This window comes from Klebsiella sp. CB_Kp196, from assembly GCF_040061575.1.
Taxonomy (GTDB): domain Bacteria; phylum Pseudomonadota; class Gammaproteobacteria; order Enterobacterales; family Enterobacteriaceae; genus Klebsiella; species Klebsiella michiganensis.
On record NZ_JBEAFH010000055.1, the window covers coordinates 16,168 to 31,609 of the forward strand.

A 15,442-nucleotide genomic window follows, 5' to 3' on the forward strand; every position below is an offset into this window, starting at 1 on the left:
TTCTCGCGTGGGCGAACATGGTACACGAACTTTAAGATGAATGCTTCTTTGCGTTACGAGCATAGCACAACTTACCGCGCACCTCCGTCCGGGCGCATGGCGCGCTGATGGAAGCCAGGTAGCACAATAGGGTCTTTTGCAGAGGATGAACCATCAAAAGGCGCGCGGCACTGCGCCGCGTTGAACGGCGGCAAATAAAAGCGGCGAGCGGGTATTCATTACATGACGATTCCTTCCATGGAAACAGACGTCATTACAGGAACGGCGTTACGTCCCCCACGCCTTCACGCACCACAACCGGCGCATCTTCAGTGAGGTCGATAACCGTGGTCGGCTGCTGGCCCAGATAGCCGCCGTGAATAATCAGGTCAACCTGCTTCTCCAGACGATCTTTGATCTCTTCCGGGTCGGATTCGGTAAAGTCGCTTCCCGGCAGCATCAACGAAGTGGAGAGCATCGGCTCGCCCAACGTTTCCAGCAGCATTTGCGCAATCGGGTTGGACGGCACGCGCATACCGATGGTCTTACGCTTATCCTGCAGCAGACGGCGCGGAACTTCTTTGGTGCCCTTGAGGATAAACGTGTAGTTACCCGGGGTATTGTTTTTAATCAGACGAAAGGCCACGTTATCAACGAATGAATAGGTCGACAGTTCGGACAAATCGCGGCACATCAGGGTGAAGTTGTGGCCGTTTGGCAGATTACGGATCCGGCAAATCCGCTCCATCGCGCCTTTATCTTCAATTTTGCAGCCTAACGCGTAGCCGGAGTCGGTCGGATAGACGATGACCCCGCCTTTACGCACAATGTCCACCGCCTGGTTAATTAACCGCGCCTGTGGATTTTCCGGATGGATATAAAAAAACTGGCTCATACTTCCCTCTCAATTTTGTTCTACGGCCACTTCCCAACTGCGCCAGATCCCTTCCACGCCCGCGGGTAGCCAAAGTTTGCGGCCCAGTTCGATCCACGGGCAGGGCTGATGAAAATCAGACCCCTGCGAGGCATCCAGACCATACTGCACGGCGTAAGCGGCAAGCTGTGCGCGCTCGTGAGGCGCCTGCTGACACTGCGCCACCTCCATCGCATCGCCCCCCTGCTCGCTAAAATGGGCCAACAGCCGTTTTAACCACTTGGCGGAGAGATCGTAGCGCCCGGGATGGGCAATGACCGCTTTACCGCCAGAATGATGAATGACATCAATCGCTTGTTTTATTGTACACCACTGAGGCGGAACGTAACCGGTTTTCCCGCGCGCCAGATACTTCTTAAATACGTCAGCCATATTGTTGGCATAGCCGGCCTCCACCAGAAAACGGGCAAAATGGCCGCGCGTCACCGCACCGCCGTCCGCCAGCTTCAGCGCCCCTTCCCAGGCGCCCGGGATCCGCGCTTTTTCCAGCCGCTCGGCGATCTGCTGACCCCGCATCTGGCGACGCGCTTTCTGTTCATCGAGCAGCGCGGTCATCGCCGGATGGTCGATATCGATATTCAGCCCGACAATATGAATTTCATGATTTTCCCACAGCGTGGAAATTTCCACCCCGGTTATCAGCGCCAACGGTAAACCGGCACGTTCAATTTCACGCTGAGCCGCGGGAATTGCCGCCACGGTATCGTGGTCGGTAATCGCCAGGGTGCCGACGCGCATCTGGTGGGCGCGATGGACAAGCTCTTCTGGAGTCAGACGCCCGTCAGAGGCGATGGTATGGCTGTGCAGGTCGTAAATCACTGCGTAATTGGTGTTGCTCAAGATGACTCCTGCTGGACATGAACCGGTACCCGTCATACTTTAAGTCACAGGCAGATTGACTGTGGTTCTGCAGCTTAAGTGATTATGGATAGTAATAAGCGCATCATCATACCGACTGATAGAGAAAATCTGCAAACAGGGGTTGACTTTAATCCCTCGGACCAGTTAACTAGTACGCAAGTTCACATGAAGGGGTATCAACAATGAAAACGCAATTCATCACTCTGCACGGCTGGTGGCGCATCTCCTGTTATCGGGCGGCGTGATCGCGTTTTGCACTCAGCATACAGATACCTGGCCCGCCAATGAGCGGGCTTTTTATTGGACAAATTATTATAGCGAACAGGCGACAACAATAATGCAAACATCAAAACCGGCACTCGAGCTTCTCACCAGCGACGCCATCTATCGGGAAAACCCCACGGCGCTGTTCCACCAGCTATGCGGCGCGCGTCCAGCCACCCTGCTGCTGGAATCCGCGGATATCGACAGTAAGGATGATTTAAAGAGCCTGCTGCTGGTGGATAGCGCGCTGCGCATTACCGCGCTAGGTGACACTGTCACTATTCACGCATTTTCCGCCAACGGTACGGCGTTACTCGAACTGCTGGATAGCGCGCTGCCATCCGGCATCGATAACCAGCGTCAGCCAAATAGCCGGGTATTAACCTTCCCGCCGGTCAGCGCGCTGTTGGATGAAGATGCCCGCCTGTGTTCACTCTCGGTATTCGACGCTTTTCGCCTGCTGCAGGATCTGATAACCGTCCCGCAGCAGGAGCGCGAAGCGATGTTCTTCGGCGGCCTGTTCGCCTATGACCTGGTCGCTGGCTTTGAAGACCTGCCGCCGCTGGAGAGCGACACCGCCTGCCCGGATTACTGCTTCTATCTGGCGGAAACGCTGCTGGTTATCGACCATCAGACCAAAAATACCCGTATCCAGGCGAGCCTGTTCACGCCGCTGGAAAGCGAAAAACAGCGTCTGCTACAGCGGCTCGCTCAGCTTCGTCAGCAGCTAAACGAGCCGCCGGCGCCGCTGCCGGTGACCACGGTTGCCGAAATGAGCTGCGACTGCGATCAGAGCGACGAAGAGTACGGCGCCGTCGTGCGTAAAATGCAGCGCGCCATCCGCGCGGGCGAGATTTTTCAGGTCGTGCCGTCACGCCGCTTCTCGCTGCCCTGCCCGTCGCCGCTGGCCGCTTATGATGTGCTGAAGAAGAGCAACCCGAGCCCGTACATGTTCTTTATGCAGGACAACGATTTCACTCTCTTCGGCGCGTCGCCGGAGAGTTCTCTCAAGTACGATGCCACCAATCGCCAGATTGAAATCTATCCCATTGCCGGTACCCGTCCGCGCGGCCGCCGCGCGGATGGTTCGCTGGATCGCGATCTCGACAGCCGCATTGAGCTGGAGATGCGCACCGACCATAAAGAGCTCTCCGAGCATCTGATGCTGGTCGACCTTGCGCGTAACGACCTCGCGCGCATCTGTACGCCGGGTAGCCGCTACGTCGCCGACCTGACCAAAGTCGACCGCTACTCCTTTGTGATGCACCTCGTCTCCCGCGTGGTTGGCGAGCTGCGCCGCGACCTTGACGTGCTGCATGCCTACCGCGCCTGTATGAATATGGGCACCCTCAGCGGGGCGCCGAAAGTGCGCGCCATGCAGCTTATCGCCGCCGCTGAAGGCAAACGCCGCGGCAGCTACGGCGGCGCGGTGGGCTACTTTACCGCCCACGGCGACCTCGATACCTGCATCGTGATCCGTTCCGCCTACGTGCAGGATGGCGTCGCCACGGTGCAGGCCGGCGCCGGTATCGTGCTCGACTCCGTTCCCCAGTCAGAAGCGGATGAAACCCGTAATAAAGCTCGCGCGGTGCTGCGCGCTATCGCCCAGGCCCACCACGCGAAGGAGATTTTCTAATGGCCGACATCCTGCTGCTCGATAATATCGACTCTTTTACCTATAACCTGGCAGACCAGCTGCGTTCGAACGGCCATAACGTGGTGATTTACCGCAACTCCGTCCCGGCGCAGGCGCTGATTGAGCGCATCGGCACCATGAAAAACCCGGTACTGATGCTTTCTCCGGGGCCGGGGACGCCGAGCGAAGCGGGCTGCATGCCGGAGCTGCTGACCCGCATGCGCGGCAAGCTGCCGATTATCGGTATCTGCCTCGGCCATCAGGCGATTGTCGAAGCCTACGGTGGCTACGTTGGTCAGGCCGGTGAAATTCTTCACGGGAAGGCGTCAAGCATTGAGCACGATGGCCAGGCGATGTTTGCCGGACTGAGCAATCCGCTGCCTGTCGCCCGCTATCACTCGCTGGTGGGCAGCAATATCCCGGCCGGACTCACCATCAACGCCCACTTCAACGGTATGGTGATGGCGGTGCGTCACGACGCGGATCGCGTTTGCGGCTTCCAGTTCCACCCTGAGTCAATTCTGACCACCCAGGGGGCACGCCTGCTGGAGCAAACCCTGGCCTGGGCGCTGCAGAAGCTGGAGCAGACCAACACCCTCCAGCCGATTCTGGAAAAACTGTACCAGGCCGAAACCCTGAGCCAGCAGGAGAGCCATCAGCTGTTCTCTGCGGTGGTGCGCGGTGAAGTCAAACCCGAGCAGCTGGCCGCCGCGCTGGTGAGTATGAAAGTACGCGGTGAGCATCCGCAGGAAATCGCCGGCGCCGCCACCGCGCTGCTGGAAAACGCCGCGCCGTTCCCGCGTCCGGATTATCCGTTTGCCGACATCGTCGGTACCGGCGGCGACGGCAGCAACAGTATCAATATTTCGACCGCCAGCGCGTTTGTGGCCGCCGCCTGCGGCCTGAAGGTCGCGAAGCACGGTAACCGCAGCGTGTCGAGTAAATCCGGCTCTTCCGACCTGCTGGCGGCGTTCGGTATCAACCTGGATATGAATGCCGATAAATCTCGCCAGGCGCTGGATGAACTGGGCGTTTGCTTCCTGTTCGCACCGAAGTACCACACTGGTTTCCGCCACGCGATGCCGGTCCGTCAGCAGCTTAAAACCCGCACCCTGTTTAACGTGCTTGGGCCGCTGATCAACCCGGCTCATCCGCCGCTGGCGCTGATTGGCGTCTATAGCCCGGAACTGGTGCTGCCGATTGCGGAAACCCTGCGCGTGCTGGGCTACCAGCGCGCCGCGGTGGTGCATAGCGGCGGTATGGATGAAGTGTCGCTGCACGCGCCGACGGTGGTCGCCGAACTGAACCATGGCGAAATCAAGAGCTACCAGCTCACCGCCGCCGACTTTGGCCTGACGCCTTACCATCAGGAGCAGCTGGCTGGCGGCACGCCGGAAGAAAACCGTGACATTCTTACGCGCTTGCTACAAGGTAAAGGTGAAGCCGCTCACGAAGCCGCCGTTGCCGCCAACGTCGCCATGTTGATGCGTTTACATGGACACGAAGACCTGAAGGCCAACGCGCAGCAAGTCATCGATGTGCTGCATAGCGGAGCGGCCTATGACAGAGTGACCGCATTAGCGGCAAGAGGGTAAAAAATGCAGACCGTTTTAGCAAAAATCGTGGCCGACAAAGCGATTTGGGTAGAAGCCCGCAAACAACAACAACCGTTAGCCAGTTTTCAAAATGAAGTGGTACCGACGCAGCGCAATTTTTACGATGCCCTCGCCGGAACCCGCACCGCGTTTATTCTCGAGTGCAAAAAGGCCTCGCCATCAAAAGGCCTGATTCGCGAAGATTTTGATCCGGCGGCCATCGCCGGCGTCTACAAGCACTACGCCTCGGCTATCTCGGTGCTGTGCGATGAGAAATATTTCCAGGGCAGCTTTGATTTCCTGCCGATGGTCAGTAAGGTCGCGCCGCAGCCGATTCTCTGTAAGGACTTCACCATCGATCCTTATCAGATTTACCTGGCGCGCTACTACCAGGCCGACGCCTGTCTGCTGATGCTTTCAGTGCTGGATGATGAGCAGTATCGCCAGCTCTCCGCCGTCGCGCACAGCCTGAACATGGGCGTGCTGACCGAAGTGAGTAATGAAGAGGAGCTGGAGCGCGCGATTGCGCTGAAGGCGAAAGTGGTCGGCATCAACAACCGCGATCTGCGCGATATGTCGATTGATCTCAACCGTACCCGTACCCTGGCGCCTAAGCTCGGTCACGATGTCACGGTGATCAGCGAGTCCGGCATCCATACCTACGCGGAAGTGCGCGAACTGAGCCACTTCGCCAACGGCTTCCTGATTGGCTCGGCGCTGATGGAGCACGCCGATCTCAACGCCGCCGTGAAGCGCGTGCTGCTCGGCGAGAATAAGGTCTGCGGCCTGACCCGCCCCCAGGATGCCCAGGTGGCGTATGAATCCGGCGCGGTCTACGGCGGCCTGATTTTTGTCCCGACGTCGCCGCGCGCGGTGAACGAGGCGCAGGCGCAAGCGGTGATCGCCAGCGCGCCTCTGAGCTATGTCGGCGTATTCCGCAATACCCCGGTGGCGGAAGTGATCGCCCGGGCGGAAAACCTCGACTTAGCCGCCGTACAGCTGCACGGCAGCGAAGACCAGACCTATATTGATACCCTGCGCGCCGAACTTCCGCCGAAGGTGCAAATCTGGAAAGCCCTCAGCGTAGGTGAAACGCTACCGCCGCGCGATCTGCGCCATGTCGATAAATACGTTCTCGACAACGGTCAGGGCGGCACCGGCCAGCGTTTCGACTGGTCCCTGCTGCAGGGCCAGGACTTGCATAACGTCATGCTGGCAGGCGGCCTCGGCGCCGATAACTGCGTAGAAGCCGCCAAAAGCGGCTGTGCCGGACTCGATTTTAATTCAGGCGTAGAGTCGCAGCCGGGTATTAAAGATGCCGACAAGCTGTCCTCTGTGTTTCAAACGCTGCGCGCATATTAAGGAGCAATAATGAGTACTTTACTGAACCCCTACTTTGGCGAATTCGGCGGGATGTACGTTCCGCAGATCCTGATGCCCGCCCTGCGCCAGCTGGAAGAAGCCTTCGTCAGCGCGCAAAAAGATCCGGCATTCCAGGCCGAATTTACCGACCTGCTGAAAAACTACGCCGGTCGTCCGACGGCGCTGACCAAATGCCGCAACCTCACTGAAGGCACCCGCACGACGCTGTATCTGAAACGTGAAGACCTGCTGCACGGCGGTGCGCATAAAACTAACCAGGTGCTCGGCCAGGCTCTGCTGGCGAAACGGATGGGCAAAACGGAAATTATCGCCGAAACCGGCGCCGGTCAGCACGGCGTGGCCTCAGCCCTCGCCAGCGCCCTGCTCGGCCTGAAGTGCCGCATCTATATGGGCGCGAAGGATATCGAACGCCAGTCGCCGAACGTTTTCCGCATGCGCCTGATGGGGGCGGAAGTGATCCCGGTTCATAGCGGCTCTTCTACGCTAAAAGATGCCTGCAACGAGGCCCTGCGCGACTGGTCCGGCAGCTACGAAAAAGCCCACTATATGCTCGGCACCGCCGCGGGCCCGCACCCGTTCCCGACCATCGTGCGTGAATTCCAGCGCATGATTGGCGAAGAGACCAAAGCGCAGATCCTCGAGAAAGAAGGTCGCCTGCCGGATGCGGTTATTGCCTGCGTCGGCGGCGGATCGAACGCTATCGGCATGTTCGCCGATTTTATCGACGAAACCGCCGTTGGCCTGATTGGCGTGGAGCCGGCAGGTCACGGTATTGAGTCCGGCGAGCACGGCGCGCCGCTTAAGCACGGTCGTGTGGGCATCTACTTCGGTATGAAATCGCCGATGATGCAAACCGAAGAAGGCCAGATTGAGGAGTCCTACTCCATCTCCGCCGGGCTCGATTTCCCGTCAGTCGGCCCGCAGCATGCTTATTTAAACAGCATTGGCCGCGCCGATTACGTGTCGATTACCGATGACGAAGCGCTGGAGGCCTTTAAAGAGCTATCACGCCATGAAGGGATTATCCCGGCGCTGGAATCCTCCCACGCCCTGGCGCACGCGCTGAAAATGATGCGTGAAAACCCGGAAAAAGAGCAGCTGCTGGTGGTTAACCTCTCCGGCCGCGGCGATAAAGACATCTTCACCGTACATGATATTTTAAAAGCGCGAGGGGAAATCTGATGGAACGTTATGAGACGCTGTTTGCACAACTGAAAGCTCGCCGGGAAGGCGCGTTTGTTCCCTTCGTCACCCTCGGCGATCCGAATCCGGAACAGTCGCTGAAAATTATCGATACGCTGATTGAAGCCGGTGCCGACGCGCTGGAGCTGGGCATTCCTTTCTCCGACCCGCTGGCGGATGGCCCGACCATTCAGGACGCCACCCTGCGCGCTTTTGCCGCCGGGGTGACCCCCGCGCAGTGCTTCGAAATGCTGACGGCGATTCGCCAGAAACACCCTACCATTCCTATCGGCCTGCTGATGTACGCCAACCTGGTGTTCAGCCCCGGCATCGATGAATTCTACGCCGCGTGCGAACGCGCGGGCGTCGATTCCGTGCTGGTTGCCGATGTTCCCGTGGAAGAGTCCGCGCCGTTCCGCCAGGCCGCGCTGCGCCACAATATCGCGCCGATTTTCATCTGCCCGCCCAATGCCGATGACGATCTGCTGCGCCAGATAGCCTCTTACGGTCGCGGTTATACCTACCTGCTGTCGCGGGCGGGCGTGACCGGCGCGGAAAACCGCGCCGCGCTGCCGCTGCATCATCTGATTGAAAAGCTGGCCGAGTACCACGCCGCGCCGCCGCTGCAGGGCTTTGGCATCTCGGCGCCGGAGCAGGTTACCGCCGCGATTGAGGCCGGCGCGGCCGGCGCGATTTCCGGCTCAGCCATCGTCAAAATCATCGAGCGGAACGTGAACGACCCGCAGGCCATGCTGGCGGAACTCAAGGCTTTCGCCCGAAGCCTGAAAGCCGCCACTAAAGCGGCTTAACGTACCTACCGTCCGGCCCCGGGCCGGGCGGTTATTTCAGCTGTAAGCTGTCGGCGTATTTACGCGTCAGGCGAAACAGCGCCATCACCTCTTCTTGCGTCCATCCGGCCAGCACCTCATTCATCAGCCGCGTTCTTGCTCCCGCGATACGATCGATCATCGCCTGCCCCGCTTCGCTGAGCGTCACCTCGCTAATCCGGCGATCTTTTGCATTGGGCTGCTTGAGTACCAGCTGCTGCGCTTCCAGCTTCTTCACCTGCCTGCTGACGGTGGTGTAATCGCGACCGAGGCTATCCGCCAGTTCAACGACCCCAACGGGTCCCCTGCGCCCTATTGCCACCAGCAGCGGGAAGAGGATCCGATCGAGCTGGACCCCAGCCGCCTGCAGTATCTGCTCGTCACGCATTGGCTGGTTCATCACGCTGATGATATCGAGCAGCGCGCCGTGAAAGCCGCTGATGTCGTAATTATTATGTGCATCTTGCATATATTAGTTAACCGGGTATAGTGCCGTTATCAGATACGTGCATTTTACACATAACTATCCCACAGGGGGAGAAGACAATGAAAGCAGCCGTGGTTTTTGACCTGCAGCAGAGTCCGGTGTGGTCCGATTTTCGCGATCCGCAGCCCGGTGAGCATCAGGCGTTAGTCGAGGTTCGGGCCGCCGCCATCAGTCATGTAGTGAAAGGCCGGGCCTCCGGTAAGCATTATAGTTTCGATGGCCGCCTGCCTTTTGTCCCGGGTATCGACGGCACCGGTATCTTACCCGGCGGAGAGCGCGTCTATTTCGCCTTCCCCGTCGCGCCCTGGGGCAGCATGGCGCAACGGGCTCCCGTCGCCTTAAACCACTGTCTGCCGCTGCCGGATGCGCTGGACTATATCACCGCCGCGGCAATGGCTAATCCGGGGATGTCGGCCTGGGCCGCGCTGGTCAAACGCGCCGCGATGAAAGCCGGGGAAACGGTACTGATCAACGGCGCCACCGGCAGCGCCGGGCAGCTGGCGGTACAAATCGCCCGTTTTCTCGGCGCCAGAAAAGTGATCGCCTGCGGGCGAAACGTGGAGAAGCTGGCCGCCCTCGGCGCTGATGAAACCGTTAACTTAAGTCAGGATGAGGCGGACTTACGGACGCAGTTTGCCGGGCTGGCGGCGCAGCAGATTGATGTCGTCGTCGATTATCTGTGGGGACGTAGCGCCGAACTTTTGCTGCCAGCGCTGGCAAAACACAGCCCAGGAAATGCGCCGGTACGTTTTATTCAGGTCGGTTCCCTTTCCGCCGCCGATATCTCTCTCAATGGCGCGGTGCTACGCTCCTCGCCGCTGCAGCTGATGGGCAGCGGAATTGGCAGCCTTTCTGTGCCCCAGCTGCTGGCCGCCACCGGGGAGATGCTGCAGGCCGCCGTCGCCGGCGGATTGACTATCGCCACGACTCCCCGGCCGCTTCGCGAGGTCGCCACGGCGTGGCCGCAGGACGACAGCCAGAAACGCACCGTCTTTGTCGTCGATTAAAAAAATCGCTTCTGCACAAAAGTTGGGGTTGATATCTTAAATGAGAAATATTATCTTTCTCATTACTGAATAGTTGAGCAAACAGCTCAGGTATTCGGTACGACATTGCTCACATTGCTTCCAGTATTTTTGCCCGCACTTGTGCGGGCTTTTTTTATGGTTGTCGACACACTCTGCGCACCAGCTGCCTTAGCCAGCGATGTGCCAATTCATGCTCGTGGCGAGGATGCCACATTTGTGACACCGTTATCTCCGGCGTACTCACCGGGAGAGGAAAAGCGACCATCTCTTTTCCCGCCGCGCTCTGCAGGCAGGAGGCCGGGACAACGGCGATGAGCTGAGAATCCCGGGCCACGGCCAGCGCGGCGGAAAAACCAGGCACCACCGCGGCAATCCTGCGGCGCATGCCACACGCCGCCAGCGCGTCATCAACCGGCCCGCGTATCAACCCGCGACGGGAGGTAATGACGTGCCCCACGGAAACAAATTGTTCCCGCGACATGTCGGCAAAGGCGGCCAGCGGATGGTTTTTGGCCAGCGCGACGACAAAACGATCGCGAAACAGCGCCTGCAGGCGGATCTCCGGCCCCATATTTTTCAGTACGCCAATTTCCAGGTCCACCCGCCCCTCGCGTAAAAATCGGGCATCTTTCTCCGGCTTAGCGACAAACTCCAGCGTCACGCCCGGTGCTTCCCGCGCGGCGGCGTTCACCAGCGCCGGGCCAAAAGCGTCTATAAATCCCTCATTGGTACGCAAAGTAAATTGCTTCTCGAGGGTCGATAAACTCAGCGGCGCAGGCGAAGCGTTGAGCACCGCGCGCATCTCGGAGACAACGTTTTTTGCCCGCGCCTGCAGACTTTCTGCGTGCGGAGTCAGCACCATGTTTCGCCCGGCTCTGACCAGTAGCGGGTCGCCGGTGACCTGCCGTAGGCGCGTCAGCGTGCGGCTCACGATCTCTCACAAACGACGCCGCTGCACCATCTGGCCGAGGCTTATCCTGGACGGGTGCGCATTGAGGCGCTGAATATTTGTGATAGCGACGGGATCGCGGCGCTGCGCAATGCGCTTGCCGATAGCGTGCTGGATATGCTGTTCGTCAATGCGGGCACCACCAACCGCGATCCCACACAAACCATCGGCGAGATCGCGACGGAAGAGTTTATTCACGTCATGCTGACCAACGCGCTCGCGCCGATGCGGGTCATAGAAAATCTGCAGGCGCTGGTGCTGCCGCAGGGGCTGATTGGCGTTATGTCTTCAGGACAAGGCTGTTTGAGCAATAATACCGGCGGGCAGCGCGAGCTGTATCGCGGGAGCAAAGCCGCGCTGAATATGTTTATGCGCAGCTTTGCCGCCCGCCCTGCCAGCGTATCGCATCCTATGGTGGTCATGGCGCCGGGGTGGATCCGCACGGCTCTTGGCGGCGAGAGCTCCCCGCTCACCATGGCGGAGACCATCCCCTCGCTGGTGAACGTGCTGCTGGAAAAACAAAATCGTCCCGGATTAGAGTATCTGGATTATCGCGGATATCACGTGCCGTGGTGATAAGTCTATGCGTATTAATGGCCTGCAGACGGGTTCATGGCAGTCAATTTTCGCTTTTTACTGGGCAAAGCTGCCATCATCTAAATATAACCGACCGGGACATAATAATGCAGGGTATAAATGGGCCGGTCGTTTCCTAAAGCAATATTTTCCTGAGGGACAAAACGTTCGATATCATAACCTTCACGTCGATACAGCCCCAGTTCAGGAAGGTATTTCAGATACACATGATTCGAAAGAAAAATAAATTCTTCCCATGAGCCACTAAATTCAAGACCAAGGTATAGCCCACGTTTAGCGACCCGTATCTCACGAAAAGAAGCCACCCGCGAATTAAACGGTGTGCCGATGAATCCATTGATCGCTGTTTTATATATATTGTGCGCAGCGGGAGAACATGCAGAGAGAATGTAGATATCGCGGTCTGCGCCTGTCGCGCCGCCGGCAATTTTTCTCCGGGTGACCTCTTTTCGCGTAGCGATATCATCAGTCAGAGATAGCGTATAGTTGAATCCATATCCAGCAAACGACTGCTCTTCAAGAAAACAAAGGTAAGGTGCCGGTACGCCGCCGCCCTGCGGTGCCACTTTCTGATAAAGTAACGACATATCCCAACAGGTCGAATCCCGGTACGCTCCGGGACTAAGCCCAAAGGTTTTTTTAAACTCACGGGAAAAGGTTTGATGAGAATCAAAGTGCAGTAAACAGGCAATCGATGAAATTGATTGCTGAGTCAGCTTTAGCTTACCGGCGGCAAGCGTCATTCTGCGCATGCGAATATATTTCCCGACGGGAAGGCCGGCCTGCTCATGGAACAGGTTATAAACAAAACGCCGGGAATACCCAACCCCACAGGCGATATCATCAACGGACGGATTGATTGTCAGGCGGGATTCAATCCACTCCACCACCTCATTAAAAATTGCCCGTTTCATTGCTTTTAAGAATACCCTGATCAATTCATCCTCAGCCAAAATCTTACCAGTAAAGCAATACGGACACTAAGCTTTTCGTGCACGACAAAAATAAATAAAAACGATCTCAGTTAAAAAACCCAAAAAGGCTTATTATCTATTTGAAAGATAAGATTTTTCCTATGAAAAATATCTGAATTCTCATTTTCTATAGAAATATTGCTTTTTAAAAAACTCTACAATATCTTATTTGCAGTTTGTTAAACCACTCATTACCGTTAGACCTCTTAGTTTTACGTATGGCCATCATCAGGCCCTGACACTATTTTAATTCTGATTTATTTATTCATAAGCATGTGAATCTTTATTTATGATAACCATTTTAATCAATACCAAAAATATCTACACCCGATATGCCATCAAGCAGCTGATGCAGGAAAGCGTAGCCCACGAGGAAAACCTCATTTTTGTAGATAGCTACACCCCCGGTAACATCGCAGAGGCTCACATCATATTCACCGAAATGGCACCCGGAGAAATATTTTTATGTCATGATGAGTTGAAATATAAAACCACGAAAAGCTTACTATTTATTATTCAGGAAAGGGAAAATCAATGTTCGGAAAGTGAACTCCCCAACTGTACTAAAGATTGTTTGTTTTTATATAAAGGTGATTCGCTTCCGGCGATAAGAAATAAAATAAAACTTCATGTTTATGCATTCACCTGGACGGACAATGAAACAGGATATCGCCCGCAGACTAGCCGCTGCATTAACTGTCCCTGTAAATCGCTTACCCAGGCGCAGTCAAAGGTCGTCTATGCCCTGAGTCTTGGGCTTAACCAGCTGGAAATCGCAAATAAATTGAACATTAACTATAAAACAGTGTATTCTCACAAGAAAAATGTCATGCATGACTTTAAGATTGAAAGCAATACCGATCTTAATAAGTTTCTAAACGTGCTAGAGAAAAGAAAACAGTTTATGACCTAGCGTCACGATCGTCAGAAGTATAAAAGCAACGAAACACATTACGTCGTCTTCTGATCTCATTAAAATAAGCCACGCCATTGTATACGGAAATAACCAATAGCAAGATGGAGATAAATAAAAGAAGTAAATTACTCATAAAACACCCTGGATATAAAAGAAAAGACATTTACAGGCAGAGGCATCATAGAGCACGGCGTATTATTCCAACAAGCCATTTGCTTTTATTTCAGAATCGATGGTGTCGCGGCAAGAGTTTTCTCATTAAACGTGCAGCTCAAATAACATAGCATTAGAAACCAGATGTTTAATAACTCTCCAAACGGAACAACCGTACCAATAGCCTTAATAAAGGCCAGCGCATGTCGCACGAACATCCTTACTCCCCGATGGCGGGGCGTTACCCTCCCGTTGCGCATAGTGTGGGCTAGTCATACGTTTTTCCGGGCGTTCCTGAGCTAAAGCCAGGCAGGGGTGATATTATTCAAGCCAGAAAATACAGGCACAACGTCAACCGGGAGCGATTTATGCACGAGGAAGTACCACTGAAATATTACGACATTGCGGATGAGTATTCGACGGAGTCCGCCGAGCCCGTCAGCGAGTCAGAACGTGAGCCCCTGGCGCGCTATTTTCAACTGCTGATTACGCGGCTGATGAATAACGAAGAAATCAGCGAGGAGGCGCAGGGAGAGATGGCCATACAAGCGGGCATCGATCGGCAGCGCATCGATGATATCGCGGTATTCCTGAATAAATGGGGTAATGAGTAGCGGTTGACGCGGACGTTCCGCGGAGTGCTTGCGGCAAATGACGCATCGACAATCGCAGCTGCGGACTTCGCGTCGGGACGTGCAATAAAGCTGGTCATTGCGACCAGCTTTACCTGAGACTTTAGAACCGGTATCCGGCAGAGAACATAAACACCCACGGATCCAGACGAATACTGTCGTGCTGCTGCGCGCCCGCCAGCTTATAGTTGGCGGTGGTGTCGATATCCATGTACCACACCGACATGTTAATCAGCCAGTCGCGGTTAATCAGATAGTCCATCCCCACCTGTCCCGCCGCCCCCCAGGAGTCTTTCAGGCTCAGATCGGATATGCCGGTCTTTTTACCCGTATCGTTCACGCTCTCATCGAAGAAGGTCGTGTAGTTGATACCCGCGCCAATGTATGGACGCAGCTTGCTGCTGGAGTCGCCAAAATACCACTGCGCCATGAGCGTCGGCGGTAAATGGTGAACGGTCGCAATATTGCCGGTTGCCGCGGTCCCGACTTTATGGCGGAACGGCGTGGCGGCCAGCAGTTCAACGCCGATGTTATCCGTTGCCATATAGGTGAACGTCAAACCCAGTTGCGTATTATTGCTGACGTTAAAGCCCCCCAGGCTGCCTAACGTGCCGCCCGCGCCTTCGGTCGGTCTGACCGTTGCCGAACCCGCGCGAATAAAAAATTCACCGGCTTCATGCGCCCAGACGCTGCTGCCGGAAAGACTGCTCAGAATAACAACCGCCGCTGCTAACTTTTTCATACCCACTTCCTCATTATGGTTATTCAGCGCCAGAATATACCCACATTGAAGTATGTTTGATCCAACATAGATCACATTAAGTGGGCAAATTTAACATTTATTGATCCAGATTAATTTTCACTTTCTCAATACAATCAGTGAGAAGCGTGTCGTATCAAATTTCTTCCTTTATGACACTCAAAGCAGCGCGTCGCTGATTTCCTCTTCTATTTACAAAGATATACTTAGCCTGCAGGAGCAGAGACTGCTACCCAGCCGCGATTTGCGGTACAATCGCCGGCTAGTTAACACCTGCAATACTCA

The 15,442-nt window shown here is 55.9% G+C and carries 14 protein-coding genes, 1 pseudogene and 1 other annotated feature; of the genes and pseudogenes, 9 read left to right on the plus strand and 6 right to left on the minus strand.

The annotated features are described in order from the left end of the window. Nucleotides 1–253: 253 nt before the first annotated feature. Nucleotides 254–874: an L-threonylcarbamoyladenylate synthase gene (locus tag ABLU87_RS19455; RefSeq protein ID WP_004850139.1), complete on the minus strand. Its 621-nt coding sequence runs from the start codon at nt 872–874 to the stop codon at nt 254–256. A 9-nt stretch (nt 875–883) separates the two neighbouring features. Further along, nucleotides 884–1,753, minus strand: coding sequence for an RNase AM (gene rnm / locus ABLU87_RS19460; RefSeq protein WP_032749459.1), 870 nt, complete (start codon nt 1,751–1,753; stop codon nt 884–886). A gap of 227 nt (nt 1,754–1,980) precedes the next feature. Continuing rightward, nucleotides 1,981–2,076, plus strand: a sequence feature (Trp leader region). A 35-nt stretch (nt 2,077–2,111) separates the two neighbouring features. Here rnm and ABLU87_RS19465 point away from each other — a divergent pair. Genes ABLU87_RS19465 through trpA form a run of 5 tightly spaced genes read left to right on the plus strand, consistent with a single transcriptional unit; the run spans nt 2,112 to nt 8,643 of the window. After that, on the plus strand, nt 2,112–3,674 hold the full coding sequence (locus ABLU87_RS19465) for an anthranilate synthase component 1 (protein ID WP_046878275.1): 1,563 nt from the start codon (nt 2,112–2,114) through the stop codon (nt 3,672–3,674). Further along, the gene (gene trpD, locus ABLU87_RS19470; RefSeq protein WP_004850135.1) at nt 3,674–5,269 is read left to right on the plus strand and encodes a bifunctional anthranilate synthase glutamate amidotransferase component TrpG/anthranilate phosphoribosyltransferase TrpD; all 1,596 of its coding nucleotides are present in this window, start codon (nt 3,674–3,676) and stop codon (nt 5,267–5,269) included. Before ABLU87_RS19465 ends, trpD begins: the two co-directional genes overlap by 1 nt. Nucleotides 5,270–5,272: 3 nt before the next feature. Next, nucleotides 5,273–6,631 (plus strand): bifunctional indole-3-glycerol-phosphate synthase TrpC/phosphoribosylanthranilate isomerase TrpF, encoded by a 1,359-nt coding sequence (gene trpCF, locus ABLU87_RS19475; protein WP_025106981.1) that lies wholly within the window; start codon nt 5,273–5,275, stop codon nt 6,629–6,631. Nucleotides 6,632–6,640: 9 nt separating this feature from the next. Further along, nucleotides 6,641–7,834, plus strand: coding sequence for a tryptophan synthase subunit beta (gene trpB, locus ABLU87_RS19480; protein WP_014229004.1), 1,194 nt, complete (start codon nt 6,641–6,643; stop codon nt 7,832–7,834). Next, entirely contained in the window at nt 7,834–8,643 is an 810-nt protein-coding gene (gene trpA, locus ABLU87_RS19485) for a tryptophan synthase subunit alpha (protein WP_014229003.1), read from the plus strand. Before trpB ends, trpA begins: the two co-directional genes overlap by 1 nt. 31 nt (nt 8,644–8,674) lie before the next feature. Here trpA and ABLU87_RS19490 read toward each other — a convergent pair whose 3' ends face one another. Next, nucleotides 8,675–9,130, minus strand: coding sequence for a MarR family winged helix-turn-helix transcriptional regulator (locus ABLU87_RS19490; protein WP_046878276.1), 456 nt, complete (start codon nt 9,128–9,130; stop codon nt 8,675–8,677). Between the two features lie 77 nt (nt 9,131–9,207). On the opposite strand from ABLU87_RS19490, the gene ABLU87_RS19495 reads away from it, so the two are divergent. Then, entirely contained in the window at nt 9,208–10,155 is a 948-nt protein-coding gene (locus tag ABLU87_RS19495; protein WP_348866005.1) for a zinc-binding alcohol dehydrogenase family protein, read from the plus strand. A gap of 154 nt (nt 10,156–10,309) precedes the next feature. Here the strand turns inward: ABLU87_RS19495 and ABLU87_RS19500 are convergent, their stop codons facing one another. Beyond that, a complete protein-coding gene (locus tag ABLU87_RS19500) occupies nt 10,310–11,107 on the minus strand; it encodes a LysR family transcriptional regulator (protein WP_241181430.1) in 798 nt (265 codons plus the stop codon). On the opposite strand from ABLU87_RS19500, the pseudogene ABLU87_RS19505 reads away from it, so the two are divergent. Next, nucleotides 11,108–11,701: pseudogene (locus tag ABLU87_RS19505) on the plus strand (SDR family oxidoreductase); the annotation flags it as partial. It lies immediately after the preceding gene. 80 nt (nt 11,702–11,781) lie between these two features. Here the strand turns inward: ABLU87_RS19505 and ABLU87_RS19510 are convergent. After that, nucleotides 11,782–12,675 carry a helix-turn-helix domain-containing protein gene (locus ABLU87_RS19510; protein ID WP_224225757.1) on the minus strand — a complete coding sequence of 298 codons (894 nt, stop codon included), beginning with the start codon at nt 12,673–12,675 and terminating at the stop codon, nt 11,782–11,784. Between the two features lie 310 nt (nt 12,676–12,985). Between ABLU87_RS19510 and ABLU87_RS19515 the strand changes: the two genes are divergently transcribed. Together ABLU87_RS19515 and ABLU87_RS19520 are read left to right on the plus strand one after the other, a co-directional pair. Beyond that, the gene (locus tag ABLU87_RS19515; protein WP_025106977.1) at nt 12,986–13,609 is read left to right on the plus strand and encodes a LuxR C-terminal-related transcriptional regulator; all 624 of its coding nucleotides are present in this window, start codon (nt 12,986–12,988) and stop codon (nt 13,607–13,609) included. Between the two features lie 524 nt (nt 13,610–14,133). Further along, the gene (locus ABLU87_RS19520) at nt 14,134–14,379 is read left to right on the plus strand and encodes a YmjA family protein (RefSeq protein ID WP_014228996.1); all 246 of its coding nucleotides are present in this window, start codon (nt 14,134–14,136) and stop codon (nt 14,377–14,379) included. Between the two features lie 121 nt (nt 14,380–14,500). On the opposite strand, the gene ompW is transcribed toward ABLU87_RS19520, so the two are convergent. Then, on the minus strand, nt 14,501–15,139 hold the full coding sequence (ompW, locus tag ABLU87_RS19525; protein ID WP_004121296.1) for an outer membrane protein OmpW: 639 nt from the start codon (nt 15,137–15,139) through the stop codon (nt 14,501–14,503). Nucleotides 15,140–15,442 lie beyond the last annotated feature (303 nt).